This window comes from Streptomyces sp. NPDC001858 (assembly GCF_053594615.1).
Window position 1 is genome coordinate 34,804 of sequence record NZ_JBSFEV010000014.1, and the last position, 13,861, is coordinate 48,664.

Annotated in this window: 10 protein-coding genes; 3 read left to right on the forward strand and 7 right to left on the reverse strand. The window is 70.8% G+C overall.

Features of this window, described 5'->3' with window-relative positions; genetic code table 11:
- Positions 1 to 13 precede the first annotated feature (13 nt).
- Both ACWCPF_RS21230 and ACWCPF_RS21235 read right to left on the reverse strand, forming a co-directional pair.
- Positions 14 to 415 (reverse strand): YybH family protein, encoded by a 402-nt coding sequence (locus ACWCPF_RS21230; RefSeq protein WP_451046609.1) that lies wholly within the window; start codon positions 413 to 415, stop codon positions 14 to 16.
- Between the two features lie 20 nt (positions 416 to 435).
- Positions 436 to 1,971, reverse strand: a complete 1,536-nt coding sequence (locus tag ACWCPF_RS21235; RefSeq protein WP_451046610.1) for a purine-cytosine permease family protein — start codon at positions 1,969 to 1,971, stop codon at positions 436 to 438.
- A 104-nt stretch (positions 1,972 to 2,075) separates the two neighbouring features.
- Here ACWCPF_RS21235 and ACWCPF_RS21240 point away from each other — a divergent pair, with 104 nt between their 5' ends.
- Positions 2,076 to 3,527 (forward strand): PucR family transcriptional regulator, encoded by a 1,452-nt coding sequence (locus ACWCPF_RS21240; RefSeq protein ID WP_451046611.1) that lies wholly within the window; start codon positions 2,076 to 2,078, stop codon positions 3,525 to 3,527.
- 7 nt (positions 3,528 to 3,534) lie between these two features.
- Here the strand turns inward: ACWCPF_RS21240 and ACWCPF_RS21245 are convergent, their stop codons facing one another.
- On the reverse strand, positions 3,535 to 5,739 hold the full coding sequence (locus tag ACWCPF_RS21245) for an alpha-galactosidase (protein ID WP_451046612.1): 2,205 nt from the start codon (positions 5,737 to 5,739) through the stop codon (positions 3,535 to 3,537).
- Between the two features lie 53 nt (positions 5,740 to 5,792).
- Here ACWCPF_RS21245 and ACWCPF_RS21250 point away from each other — a divergent pair, with 53 nt between their 5' ends.
- Both ACWCPF_RS21250 and ACWCPF_RS21255 read left to right on the forward strand, forming a co-directional pair.
- On the forward strand, positions 5,793 to 6,869 hold the full coding sequence (locus ACWCPF_RS21250) for a LacI family DNA-binding transcriptional regulator (RefSeq protein ID WP_451046613.1): 1,077 nt from the start codon (positions 5,793 to 5,795) through the stop codon (positions 6,867 to 6,869).
- Between the two features lie 126 nt (positions 6,870 to 6,995).
- Positions 6,996 to 8,147 carry a Rieske 2Fe-2S domain-containing protein gene (locus ACWCPF_RS21255; RefSeq protein WP_451046614.1) on the forward strand — a complete coding sequence of 384 codons (1,152 nt, stop codon included), beginning with the start codon at positions 6,996 to 6,998 and terminating at the stop codon, positions 8,145 to 8,147.
- Positions 8,148 to 8,168: 21 nt separating this feature from the next.
- Here the strand turns inward: ACWCPF_RS21255 and ACWCPF_RS21260 are convergent, their stop codons facing one another.
- The 4 genes from ACWCPF_RS21260 to ACWCPF_RS21275 all read right to left on the reverse strand — a co-directional run bounded on the left by ACWCPF_RS21260 (position 8,169) and on the right by ACWCPF_RS21275 (position 13,759).
- On the reverse strand, positions 8,169 to 9,062 hold the full coding sequence (locus ACWCPF_RS21260; protein ID WP_451046615.1) for an NAD(P)-dependent oxidoreductase: 894 nt from the start codon (positions 9,060 to 9,062) through the stop codon (positions 8,169 to 8,171).
- A 109-nt stretch (positions 9,063 to 9,171) separates the two neighbouring features.
- Positions 9,172 to 9,711 carry a flavin reductase family protein gene (locus ACWCPF_RS21265; protein WP_451046616.1) on the reverse strand — a complete coding sequence of 180 codons (540 nt, stop codon included), beginning with the start codon at positions 9,709 to 9,711 and terminating at the stop codon, positions 9,172 to 9,174.
- Between the two features lie 107 nt (positions 9,712 to 9,818).
- The gene (locus tag ACWCPF_RS21270; RefSeq protein WP_451046617.1) at positions 9,819 to 12,704 is read right to left on the reverse strand and encodes a BTAD domain-containing putative transcriptional regulator; all 2,886 of its coding nucleotides are present in this window, start codon (positions 12,702 to 12,704) and stop codon (positions 9,819 to 9,821) included.
- A 194-nt stretch (positions 12,705 to 12,898) separates the two neighbouring features.
- A complete protein-coding gene (locus tag ACWCPF_RS21275) occupies positions 12,899 to 13,759 on the reverse strand; it encodes a cupin domain-containing protein (protein ID WP_451046618.1) in 861 nt (286 codons plus the stop codon).
- Positions 13,760 to 13,861: the final 102 nt, after the last annotated feature.

Sequence of the window (13,861 nt, forward strand, 5' to 3'; positions counted from 1 at the left end):
ACGTCTCTCCTGGTCAGGCGGCGGTGCGGGCGGACAGGTGCTCGTGTACGGCGACCCAGCGGCCGCCCTCGGCGCGGGCGAAGACGATGGTCTCCCGCTCCTGGAGCGTCTCCTCGCCGGCGTGGGTGGAGATCCGGGTCTCCACGTCGTGGCTGAAGACGGCGGTGTCGCCGAAGGGCTGGATCAGCTGGGCGGACGAGGTGCAGCCGACGATGCGGAAGCCGTCCTCGGCCACCCACGTCTCCCAGAGCGCGCGGTACTCGGCGGTGGAGCCGAGGCGCTGCGGGGTGGTGTGGAACACGAAGGTCGCGTCGGGGGCGAAGGCGCCGAAGTAGTCGTCGAGGCGGCCCTCGGCGAAGGCGGCGACGAGCGCGTCCGCGGCGGTTCGGACTTCCTGGAGGGTGGTGGTGCTCATGCTCAGCTCCTTGCGAGGGGTCAGTGGGCCGCGACGGGCTCGGTGCCGGTCTTCTCGGCGCCGCCGCTGATCGGCGGCACCGGGGCGTCCGAGGCCCGGACGAAGCGGGGTCCGGCCGGCCCGTACACGGCGCGCGGCTCGGGGAACAGGGTGAGCAGGGCCAGGTAGAGCACGACGGCGAGGCCGAGGCCGACCGGCAGCGAGATGTCCGTGCCGTTCGCGAGGTCGCCCAGCGGGCCGACGAACTGGCCGGGCAGGTTGGTGAAGAGGAGCGCCACGGCGGCGGAGACGAGCCAGGTGGACATCCCGCGCCAGTTCCAGCCGTGCGTGAACCAGTAGCGGCCGCCTCGCTGCCGGCGGTTGAAGACCTGCAGCGCGTCCGGGTCGTACCAGCCGCGCCGGGTGACATAGCCGAGCGTCATGACGATCATCCAGGGTGCCGTGCAGGTGATGATCAGCGTGGCGAAGGTGGAGATGGACTGCGCGAGGTTGAGTCCGAAGCGGCCGATGAAGATGAACGCGATGGACAGGGCGCCGATGAAGAAGGTGGCCTGGACGCGGCTGAAGCGCGTGAAGACGCTGGAGAAGTCGAGGCCCGTGCCGTACAGGGACGTCGTGCCGGTGGAGAGGCCGCCGATCAGGGCGATCAGGCAGAGCGGCAGGAAGTACCAGCCGGGCGAGATCGCGAGCAGTCCGCCCACATAGTTCGGGGCGGCCGGGTCGACGTACTTCGCGGCCTTCGACGCGATGATCGACGCGGTGGTCAGGCCGAAGAGGAACGGCAGCAGGGTGGCGATCTGGGCGAGGAACGCGGCCCCCATCACCCGGCGGCGCGGGGCTCCGGCCGGGATGTAGCGGGACCAGTCGCCGAGGAACGCGCCGAAGGAGACCGGGTTGGACAGCACGATCAGCGCGGCGCCGATGAACGACGGCCAGAACAGCGGGTCGGAGGTGGAGGCGAAGGATCCCGCGTAGCCGGGGTCGAAGTCACCCGCGAAGGCGAAGGCGCCGAGCACGAAGAGGGCCGACGCCGCCCACACCGCGATCTTGTTGACCAGCAGCATGAACCGGAAGCCGTAGATGCAGACCACCAGGACGAGCCCGGCGAAGATCGCGTACGCGATGCCGTAGGTGACGTCCGACTCGGGGACGTCGACGAGCCGGTTCGCGCCGCCGACGAGGGCGTCTCCCGAGGACCACACCGAGATCGAGAAGAACGCGATGGCGGTGAGCAGGGAGAGGAACGAGCCGACGACCCTGCCGTGCACGCCCAGGTGCGCGGAGGACGAGACGGCGTTGTTCGTGCCGTTGGTGGGGCCGAACAGGGCCATCGGGGCCAGCAGCAGCGCACCCGCGACGAGGCCGAGGACGGTCGCCGCGAGCCCCTGCCAGAAGGACAGGCCGAAGAGGATCGGGAACGCGCCCAGCACACAGGTCGCAAAGGTGTTGGCGCCGCCGAAGGCGAGCCGGAACAGATCGATCGGGCGGGCCGTGCGGTCCGCGTCCGGGATCCGCTCGACACCATAAGTCTCGATTTCGGTGACCGAGGTCGTCACGGGCGCTCCACCTTCCGTTCATGCAGGGGGGACGATTCCACAGTGTGTGGCCCTCCGCCGACCAGCGACAATTGTGTCCATCACAGAGACGTACGCTGTTATGTGTGGCCAGCAACAAACTCACCGTCGGAGACCTGCTCTCCTTCCCCGCACTCCAGCTCTCCGTCAAGGCCGGCAGCGGCGGTCTGCACCGGTCCGTGTCCTGGGCGCACGCCAGCGAGCTCGCCGATCCGACGCCCTGGCTCCTGGGCGCCGAGGTGATCATGACGACGGGGCTGGCGATCCCGCGTGCCGCGGCCGGACAGCGCGCCTATCTGGAGCGGCTGGACGACGCCGGGGTGTCCGCGCTCGCGCTCTCCGCGCAGCTGCACATGCCCCCGCTGCACGACGCGTTCTTCCGGGCGGCGGAGGAGCGCGGCTTCCCGGTCCTGGAAGTGCCGCTCGCCGTCCCGTTCATCGCCGTCTCCCAGGAGGTCGCCGCCGCGGTCCAGGAGGACGCCCGGCACCGGCTGGGCGCGCAGCTCCAGGTCTTCGGCGCGCTGCGCTGGCTGGTCGCCGAGGACCTCGACACGCCGACACTGCTGCGCCGCCTCGAAGACCTGTCGGGGTACGACGTCTACCTCTGCACGCCGCAGGGCCGCCCCCTCCTGCCGGGCGTTCCCGCGCCGGATCCCGCCGTCCTGCCCGCTTCGGTCGACGCGCCGCCGACCGTCCCCGGCGGCTTCGTCCTTCCGGTGCCCGCGCCCGGCGGCCCGGCCGGCTTCCTCGTCGCGTACGAGCGTCAGGGCGCCCAGCCCGCGGGCCTCGCCGTCGCCCAGCACATCGCCACCGTGGCGGCGCTACGGCTGGCGATGGTGCGCAACGAGCGCGAGACGCTGCGCCGCGAGGGCGCGGAGACGCTGGCCGAGCTGCTGCAGGAGGTGCTCGACCCGGAGACCGCGCGCCGCCGGCTCGCCCGGCACGCGGTCGAGGGCGACACCGTCCTGCTGCTGGTGCGGCACACCACCGACGAGGCGCTGCTGCGCTGTCTGGAGGACCATCCCCATCTGCTGCTCACCCGGGGCGAGGACCGCTACGTCCTGGGGGCGCCGGAGCTGGCGACGGCCGTCGGCGAGCTGCCGGACGTGGCAGCCGGGATGAGCCGGCCGTTCCTGCCGGGCGCCGCGCTGAAGGTCGCCCAGCGCGAGGCGCTCTGGGCGGTCTCCAAGGCCGTGGAGTCGGGCCGCCCCGTCGTCCGGTACGGCGACGACTCGACCGGCCGGTGGCTGCCCGACGACCCCGCCGTCCTGGCCGCGCTGGTCGAACACGTGCTCGGCGACGTGCTGCGTTACGACGCGGCCCACGACTCGCAGCTCCTGGTATCCGCCCGCACCTGGATGGAGCGCGACCGCCGCACCGAGACGGCCGCGGCGGCGCTCCACATCCATCCGAACACCCTCGCCTACCGGCTGCGCCGCTTCGGCGCTCTCGCCGACCGCGACCTGACGTCGACGGGGGCGCTGGCCGAGGTCTGGCTGGCGATCCAGGCAGCGGGGACGCTGGGCCTCACCGACTGAGCACGGCTCATCGCGGGCCGGCATCGCCGCCCGGTGCGGACGGCGCTGTGCCGAGACGCAAGAGGACGGCGGTGTCGGGGCGGGGCAGCGAGACCGTCAGCTGTCCCTCGGCCGCGTCCCAGGCCGCGGTGGCGTCGCAGGTCGGGGGGTAGAGCAGCGTGGGACGCAGGTCGGTGCCGCGCAGGTGGGGGATCGTGAGGGTGCGGGTGGCGGCATCGGCTCCGCGCTGGTCGCGCGGAGCGTGGGCTCCTCCTTCGTCACCGGTCGCCGGCTCCCGTCGCCACAGGGCGAGCAAGGTGCCGGTGTCGCCGCGCAGGCCGGAGGCGATCCAGGGGTCTTCCCAGGAGGGAAGGCCGAGCGGCCAGAACGGAAGGCCTTCGCGGATCTCCGGGCGGATGGCCTTGTAGAGGGTGATGCCCGAGCGCACGAGCGCGAACTGCTCCGGGTCCATCCGGTCGAGGAACCCGGACAGGTGGATCCGGGCCGACAGCGCGCCGGTGAGGGTGAAGGCGATCTCGTCGAGGCTGAAGTGCGGCTGGGGGTAGGCCCACACCGCGGCCTGCTCGGGGGTCACGGCGGTGGCCGCCGCGGCCGCGATGGGCGGATAGCGCAGGGGGTCCTGCTGGTCGCTGGTGGACTGCACCTGGACGACCCCCAGCTGCGCGTAGTCCGTGCGCAGCCCGCCCGACGCACAGTTCTCCAGGACGAGGCCGGGGTACCGGTCGAGGAGCGAGCCGAGCCAGTCGAGGTGCGCGCGATGGTGCCCGAGCAGTCCCTCGCCGGCGCTCTCGGCGCCGCTCTCCGTGCCGGGGCCGATGTTGATGTTGTAGTCGAGCTTCAGATAGCCCACGCCCCAGTCCCCCACGATCCGGTCCACGACCCGGTCGAGGTGCTCGCGGGCGGCGGGGTGGCGCAGGTCCAGGTGGTGGCGGCCGTGCTCGGTGACGCGGATCCCGCCCCGCCGGAAGAACGCCTCGGGCGGCAGCGTGCGGGCCAACGGGCTGCGCACGCCGACCACTTCGGGCTCCAGCCACAGCCCCGGGGTCATCCCGTGTTCCCTGATGGCGTCCAGGACCTTCCGGATCCCGCCGGGAAAGCGACTGTCGGCGGCCTCCCAGGCCCCCACGGCGTCCCACCAGCCCTGGGCGTCGTCGTCGTACCAGCCGGCGTCGATGACGAAGACCTCGGCGCCGGCGGCTCCGGCCGCTTCGACGAGCGGCAGGAGCTTTTCGGTGGTGGGGTCGCCCATCAGGGTGTTCATGTAGTCGTTGTAGATCACCGGGAGTGCCGTGTGATCGGGGTGCGGACGGCGTATCCGGCGGCGGTAGGCAGTGAGTTCGCCGAACGCGGCGTCCAGGCCGCCGGTCCCGTCCGCAGCCCCGACCCCAGCCCCGGCCCCGGCGAGCACAGCGGGGACGGTGGTGAACTCCTGGCCGGGTTCCAGGGTCCGGCGCCACTGGTGGTGGGCGTCGTCGGGTCCGAACAGGGCGACGTAGGCCGCGCCTTCCCGTTCGCCGGTCTCGTAGCGCCAGCCCGCGCTGGACTCGATCTGCCAGAGCCAGGCGCGGCCCGCCCGGTCGGTGAGCGCGGCGACCGGCAGGTGCCGTCCCGTGGACCAGCTTCCCTGCGAGTACCGCTCGAAGCAGCCGCGCCCTTCGTGGCCATGGGCGGACCGGTTCAGGGCGACGATGTGGTCACGGAAGGCGGAGTCCCGCCAACGGCACTCGGCGAGCCAGTCGTTGTCCGCCCAGTGCAGGGTCAGTCCGTCCACGCCGCCGGCGGCGTCCACGATGCCGCCGAGGGCCAGGCTCGACACGCTCTCCAACTGGAGAGGCGTGCTGCCCTCGTTGATCAGGCGCACCTGTGAACGGAGGAAGCCGGCGCCGGGGCAGGTACGCAGGGCGATCTCGGCGGCGAGACCGGTCACCGGGTCCGCCAGCCGGATGGTCGTGCCCTGCCACTCCCCCTTCCGGGCCGTCTCGTGGCCGCGGTATGTCAGGCGCTCACCGATCGCGGTGTCGATGAACCGCTCCCCCGACCAGGCGCGGCCGTGGCCGGTGGCGGTGACCTCCACCAGGGGGAGCAGGGAGTTCCAGGTCTGGCCCGGCGTCCCGAGTCTGACCGACCCGGTGGAGTCCGCGAAGGCGTGCAGCCCGAGCACCTCATGGGACCAGAGCAGAGACCTCTCGGCCGCTTCGACAGCAGTAGTCAACGCGGTTGCCCTTCTTCCTTGACGGCAGCGTTGTGACCGGTCACAATCCTCGCATGGATGTGACCGGTCACACAAGGTCCGACAACCCCACCGGTCCTGAAGAGAAACCGCCGCGGAAAGCCGCCAGCATTCGCGACGTCGCTCAGGAAGCGGGCGTCTCCTACCAGACCGTCTCGCGGGTCATCAACGACCACCCGAACGTCCGCGAGGAGACCCGCCGACGGGTCGAAGCGGCGATCGAAACGCTGGGATTCCGGCGCAACGCCACCGCGTTCGCCCTGGCCAGCGGCATGACCCGGTCCGTCACCGTACTCACGTCCAACACGACCCTCTACGGCTATGCGGCCACGCTGCAGGGCCTGGAGGAAGCGGCCCGTGCCGCGGGCTACTCCCTCGGCGTGCGGGTGCTGACGCCCGAGGACGACCTGGACCGCACCATCTCCACGACGGTGGCCGGCGCCGGCGGTCTGATGGTCATCGGCTTCGACCGGCTCGGCGCGTCGGCGCTGCGCCGGGTCCCGGCGGACGTGCCGTGCGCCGCGGTCGTCGAAGCGCCCCCGCACGGCCGGACACCTCCCCGTCCGGCCGTGTGGGCCGACGACCGTGCGGCGGCCCGCGCCGCCACCGCCTACCTGCTCGGGCTCGGACACCGCACCGTGCACTACGTCGCGATCCCGACGTCCGTGGGCACCCGGCGCTCCGAGGGGCCGCGCGCCCAGGGCTGGCGCAAGGCGCTGGAGGAGGCCGGCATCACTGCGCCCGAACCCCACGGCGGCAAGGGCTGGGACGCGCAGACCGGCTACGCCGAGGGAGAGCAGCTGGCCCGCGATCCGGACGTCACGGCGATCCTGTGCGGCAACGACGACCTGGCGCTGGGGGTGCTGCGCGCCCTGCACCACGCCGGGCGGTCGGTGCCCGGGGACGTCAGCGTCGTCGGTTTCGACGACGCCCCGCACTCGGGCTTCGTCACACCGGCCCTGAGCACCGTGCGCATGGACTTCCAAGGGCTCGGCCGGGACGCATTCGCGCTCCTGCGCGGCCAGTTGGAGCACGACCAACGGCCTCCCGCGCGAACCGGCGCCGGGACGGACCTCGTCGTGCGGGAGAGCTCGGGGGTCAGGGAGGTATGACGACGGCGCGGCCTCTCCTGCCGAGCGGCGGTCGCTCACCCGTCCGGATGCGCTGAGTAGTGCGTCGGTGGTGGGCCGCCGCCAGGATGGAGAGGGCTCTGTCCCACCGGCGAGGGAGAGGTACGCATGGTCGACCTGCGGCGCATCGGAGCGAACCCGGATTTCTGGTATCCGGTCGCGCTGTCCAGAAGCGTGCGCAGCAAGCGGGTGCTCGCGACCGCCTTCGCCGGAGAGCGCATCGCGCTCTACCGCGGGCAGAGCGGTACCGTCCACGCGCTGGAGGACCGGTGTGCGCACCGTCAGGTGCCGCTGAGCATGGGGGCCGTGGAGGGCGAGACCCTGCGCTGCGGCTATCACGCGTGGGTCTACCGCGGAGACGGCCGCCTCTCGCAGATCCCGTACCTGTCCAAGGGCGACGGCCGGCCGCCGCGTGGCGTGGGCAGCTATCCCGTCCGCGAGGCGTACGGCCTGGTGTTCGTCTTCCCGGGTGATGCGGAGAAGGCGGCGGTCACTCCCCTGCCCGACCTGCCGGCATACGGTTCGGCGGAGTACAGGACCATGACCTTCTCCCGGACCGTGCGCTGCCACTACTCGTTCATGCACGAGAACCTGCTCGACATGAATCACCAGTTCCTGCACCGGGGAGTCGTCGGCAGGCTCCACCCCGAGTTGCTGGGATACCAGGCCGGCCCGCGGTCGGTGGAGGCCCGCTACCTGTTCACCCATGCCGGAGGGAAGCGGAACCGCGCGGCCGGCCTGCTGGCCGCGGAGGGGATCGGTGGCGGTGACTCCAGCGACGTCATGACCATCCGCACCGAATACCCGTACCAGACCCTCGACCTGGTCCCGCAGGGCGCCGAGCGTCCGGCCCTCCGGCTCTGGGCCGCGTACGTGCCCGAGGACGCCGAGCAGCGCACGTGTCACACCTATGGCCTGCTCATGATCGAGAAGCCCGGGATTCCCGGGGCCCTGAATCTGGCGTGGCCGCTCATCAGGCGCTTCACCGAGCGGGTGTTCGCCGAGGACCGGATGGCCGTCGAGGCCGAGCAGCGGGCGTGGGAGGAGCAGGGCGAGGACCGCAATCATGAGGTCTTCCCCTTGATCCTGGGCGTCCGCGACGTGCTGCGCGCCAACGGCGTCCCGATCCGTCCCCAGGACGCCGCATGCCGTATCAGCCAGGGCACCCAGGGCACCCAGGCGTCGGTGCCCGGCCACGACACCGTGGAACCGGTCGTCCCCGACAGCCCGGATGCCTCCCCAGCGCCTCCGCCCGGGTGAACGGGAGCGACGCGAGGCCGGTCAGGCGGAGGCCTGACCCGCCTCCCGCTGCAGACGGATGAGCAGCGCCATGAAGTCCAGGTCGCCCAGGCCGGTCGAGATGCATGCCTGGAGCAGCTGCTGCACGACACCGGTGACCGGCAGCGGAACCCCTCCGGCGGCGGCCGCGTCGAGGGCCAGGTCCAGGTCCTTGCGCATCAGCCGTGAGCTGAACGTCGACGAGTAGTCGTCCGCCAGGAGGGGCCCGATCTTGTACTTCACCAACGGCGACGCCACCGCCGAGGCGCCGACGACCTCCAGCAGCCTGTCCCGCCGGACGTTGTGGGCCTCGGCCAGCGCGACGCACTCGGCGAGGAGCTCGGCCGTCCCGGCGACCATGAGGTTGAGAGCCAGCTTGATGATGCGGGCGGCGTCGCCCTCACCGACGTAGAACAGATGAGGGCCGATGTCCCGAAGGAGGCTCTCGGCGGACGTGAAGACGTCCTCGTCCCCCGAGGCGACGATCGTGAGATTGCCGCCCCGCACGACGCCGGGGTTTCCGCTGACCGGAGCGCGCAGGTAGGCGACGCCGGCGGCCGTTGCCGCGGCGGCGACGTGTCCGGAGACCTCCGCCGAGACCGTGCTCATGTCGATGAGGGTCTTGCCCCGGCCGGCCGCGGCGTGCACGAGCCCGCCGTGCGGTGCGAGTGCGATGTCGGCCAGAGCGGCGGAGTCCGCGACCATCGTGATACACACGTCCGACCGGGCCCACGCCTCGGACAGCGCGTCCATTTCGAACGCGCCGCTGGCCACCAGGTCGTCCGCTTTGCCCTTCGAACGGTTCCAGACACTGACCTTGTGGCCCGCGCCGATGAGCCGTTCGGCAATGGCGGATCCCATTTGACCGAGACCCAGCACGGATACGTCCACGTTCATCTCCTGAGAATGAGGTGCGCCGTATGCGCAAGAGGTTGTTGATTGCGACGGACCGGCCGTCAACGCGAGGGGACGCGGTGGCGGCCGGTGCGCGACGAGTCGGCTGTCGCTACAGTGATGCGGCGAGTTGCGACTCGTAAGCGAGCTGCGCGTGGGAACTGAGATCGCAGAGGCTGCCGAATTTCCCGCCGAAGTACACGATCGGGTCCGAGTCGACGGAATAGCCGCAGCTGACGACCTCACCGACGAATATCGTGTGGTCTCCCCCGGCGAACTCTTCCTTCACATTGCAGGCGAAGTGAGCGACGGCGTCTTCGAGGACCGGGAGGTCCTGGTCGGTGCGCAACCCGAGTCCGGCGAACTTGTCGTCGCACCGGCTCGCGAACCGAAGCGCGTACTGTTCCTGTCCCCTTGCCAGGACGCTGACCGCGAAGACCCCGGAATCGGAGATCGCGTTCCGCGTCGCAAGGGTGTTGCCGACGCACACCAACAGCATGAGCGGATCCAGTGAAACGGACGCGACGGCGCTGGCCGTCATTCCTGCGGGTCCGTTCGGAGTCCTGGTGGTGATGATCGTGACGCCGGTCGTGAGCCGTGACATTGCTCCGCGATAGGTGGCGCGCATGCCCTGCGCGTTCGATGCACCCATGATGCCCTCCGTTGCCTGTAACGAGGTGGCCGAGCATTTCCTGTAACCAGGTGTTCGAGTGTGGCCTACGGCGTGTTTACCGACGCGAAATCGGGCGGCCCTATCGCCTATCGGCGCACTTGCATGACGAGCCGGCGGACCTCGTCGGACGGCGGCACTCCAAGATCCCGCATCCGTGCGATATACCGCTGATAGAGCGCCAGCACGCCGTCGTCGCTGCCGCTGGCATGCGCCAGCCGGATGGCGAGCTGCCAGGCCTCCTCGCGGTACGGATCCTCGCGCAGCACGCAGTCGACGAGTCCCTTCGCCTCGCGATAACGGTTCATTCGATAGGCGAGCTTGGCCGCGTCGACTCGCGCCGACATGAACGTCTCGGCCAGGGCCACACGGCGCTCGGCGACCCATTCACCGGAGATGGTCGCCAGGTAGGGACCCCGCTCGGCGCTGCTGAGGGCACGTGTCAACGTCTGGAGGCGGATCTCTCCGTCCTGTCTGCCGGCCTGGGCGATGAGGTCGATCGCCTGTTGCGCCGAGCCCATCGCCACCGCGGCGCCGACCAGTTGGAAGACGTCGCCGTCCTGGACGGGACTCAGGCCCTCGGGCAGTGCCTCGCGCAGCCGGTACAGCGCCTGCCGCAGATAGCTGCGGCCTGCGGCGTCGTTGCGGCCGCCGAAGAGCGCCCCTAGCAACTCCTCGCGTGTGGCCCTGCGATGGGGCGCCCAGAGCAGGTAGTCGAGGAGTTCGAGGCTTTTCGTCAGCCGGGGCTGGGCCGCGATTCCGTCGACGGTGAGGACCGGCTCGCCGAACTCTTCGAGAACGAGCCGGGGCGTGCTGACGTTCACCCGGATCGGATGCTGACCCGAGAGGGCCGCGAGGATCTCGTGCCAGGGTGACATGCGACTTGACGTCGTGTCGGCGGCTCTGGCCGCCACCGATGGCACGTCCGCCAGGGCCGTGAGCAGCAGGTGCTGTGTTCCGTGGGTCGAGGCGGAGCTCATCGCGAGGTCGGCCGTGGCGTCGGACTCGTCTTCGAGACCGAGCCGCCACTGTGCCTCGGACAGGTACACGGCCGCCGTCGGGAGATCGAGGTGGCGGTCTCCCTTCTGCATGCTCCTGAGACATTGCGTGAGGTGTTCGTACCCCTCGGCGTCCCTGTTCTGCAGGAGCATGGACAGCCCCGTCCACATCTGCCACGCCTCCCGTGTCAGGGTGTAGTCCAAGGCTCCGGCGGCGGTCGCCTCCGCCAGTACGCGGTCGGCGCGCCGGGTGTCGGGTTCGAGGCGCAGCCACAGCTTGGCTTCGACCAGCAGGCTCATGTGCCTGTACACCTTGGAGCCCGTTGACGCGATGAGTTCCCGCCCGCGCTGGATGGACGCGCAGGCCTCGTCCCCACGGCCGAGGTCGAGCATGAGGTCGACGGCGTCGACCGCATGCAACCAGACCGGCTGCGACGAACCGCGGCGGGGCTCGAACATCGACATCGCGGCGTCCAGGCGGCCGGTGGCGCGCAGCGCGGCCACGACCCAGGGGCCGCCGAGAATCGTGCGCCAGGGATCGAACGACCCCGGGTCGTCGAGCCCGTCGAGACGACCGCGCAGGAAGGCGAGCCGCATCAGCAGGCCGTCGAGCGGTCCGGACGGCATGGTCGAGTACTCGGGAAAGGCCGGCGGCTCCTCGCCGGTGGCCATGGCGATCAGCGTCTGCGCGATGAGCCGGTTCCGGCCCGGCGGCAGCTGATCGGCGATGGCTCGCGCCTCCCGGATCCGCCCGTGGTGCCACAGGCACCAGCAGGCCAGGACGTGGGCCTCCTCGCTTTCGGGGGTGTCCGGGGTGGGCAGCCAGTCGTATCCATGGCGGTCGACGAGTGCCACCCCGCGATCGCACTGCTCCAGGGCGAACGCGACGCGCAGGATGACCGACCCGATCTCGGGGGTCGGCGCCCTGGCCACCGCTTCGAGTGCATCGAGCCAGCGGGCCGCCGGCGCGAAGTCCATCCGGGCGACGAGGCTGGGGAGGGCCGCGGCGGCCAGCCGCCCGGCCGCCTCCAGGTCCCCGAGCAGGAGCAACTCCTCCACCGCTTCCTCGTACGCGCCGCTGGCGATGAGGACTTCGGCGTGCCTGCGGCGCACCGCGTCGAGTGTCTTGGCGTTCTCCCGTCCCAGGGCCTCGATCAGGAAGTCGCGGAACACCGGGTGCGGTGTCATGCGGGAACCGTCCGAGGACCAGGTCACGGGCAGATGCCGAGCCCGCAGGCCGGCCATGGCCTGCGCCGCGTCGTCCTGGCCCAGTGCGCGGGCGCCCTGGGCCGACACCTCCTCCAGCAGACTGGTGTGCAGGAGGAAGGTTCTCTCGACCAGGGAGAGCGAGTTGAAGATGTTCGCCGCGACATAGGAGCGCAGTGAGTCGGGGTCCAGTTCGTGGGAGCGTGCGTGCCGCCAGCCCTCGAACAGCACGCCGGTGACCCAGCCGCCCGTCGCCGCGACCGCCTGGGCAGGGTGCACGTCGTCGCGGCCGACGTTGCGCAGCGCGGCGGCGGCTTCCTGGGCGTCGAACGAGAGATCGCCGTCGAGCAGATCGCCCACCCGGTCGCGCTCGCTGGTCGAGCCCGGGTCGAGGCGGACGTCGTCGCGCGAGATCAACACGAGGTTCACGCCGGACGGCAGATAGCGGGCGAAGGACGACAGCACCGCGATGCAGGTCTCGTCGGGTGCGATGCGTTCCACGTTGTCGCACACGACGATGAGCCGGCTCCCCTGGAGGCTCTCGGCCAGCAGTCCGGCCGCCTCACCGATGTGGAGACTGCTGCTCAGGGCGTCGGACGCCACATCGGCCGCGTCGGGGACGGCGCCTTCGACGGCCGCTTCCAGATACACGAGCAGACGGCCTGCCGCCTGCTCGGTACCGTCGAGCGACAGCCAGGCGACGGGCCTGTCGAGGTCACGAACGGCCAGCGCCACGGCCGTGGTCTTGCCGGCGCCGGCAGTCGCGAACACATTCACCACGGTGTGACGGTCGAGCAAACCTTGCAACCGTCGGTTGAGCCTCTCGCGAACGACGATGTCATTCGCCGGCTCCGGCATGACCAGCTTCCGCCTGATGATGGCCCGATGCTGTCGACCTTGCGTTGTTGCGTCGCTCGGCCGATCGGGACGGGAGTCACCCATCGATCGTCCCGCCTCCGTGATCCTCAGTGCTCCTCCGGGAGCTTACGCCAATCGTCGGGGAAGAAGAATGCGTCGGATGTGGGAGGAATCGGCGACTGCACCTCGACCCAACGTGCCGGTTCGTCACGCTCATTGACGAAGCCGTGCGTGCCGTCGGTACCCACCCACACCAGATCACCCGTCTCGATGACCTCGTCCTGCCCATCGAGGGTGCCTCGCATGCCGCCGGAAGTGAAGTAGTAGATCTCCTCGAACGGGTGGTAATGGACCTTGGCGGCCTTGCCCGGCCCGGACTTCGGCGCGATCTCGCACACGAAGACGGTGTGATGCTGTGCTCCCAGCAGCTGGTCGACCATCATGCGCAGGCTGATGTTCTTGATGTTGGGACCGTGGTAACCGGGCATCGACAGCTGCGCGTAGGGCGCCATGTCGGAGTCGGCGAAGTGCCCGACGTAGCGGTGCCGGGGGTCCGTCTCGGACGGGCGTCCCAGGTTCTCGCCCGGGGAGGCCTTGGCGGAGATACGGCTTCGGGCTCCGTCGAACGTCGGCGGTTTCGGTGCGCGCACCCCGATCCACGTCAGTCCCTCGTCGCCGGCGGACAGCTCGTGGGCGACGCTCACCGGCGCCACACCGTAGTCCCCGGTGCCGAGTTCGTAGCGCAGTCCGGCGTAGGCGGCCTGCCCGGTGCCGCCGGTGATGACCCATGACTCCTCGAACGGGCAGCGCATCCAGCCCGTGGTCGCTCCGGGGGCCAGCTCGTACAGGCTCACTTCGAGGTGAGCGGCGCCCTGCTCGTGCCCGACCAGGAGCGCCTGCTGGAGGCCGGGCACGCCTTCGACATCGAAGAACTTCCGCTCCGACGCGCGTGAAATGTAGTAGGCCATGTCAACCTCTCCGTCGTCCCGCAAGGGTGCCCGGCCGGCATCCCTTGCCTGGTGTCTGCTGGTCGTCTTCGGGACTCGGCCCGGGGTACGCCGGGACGGGCG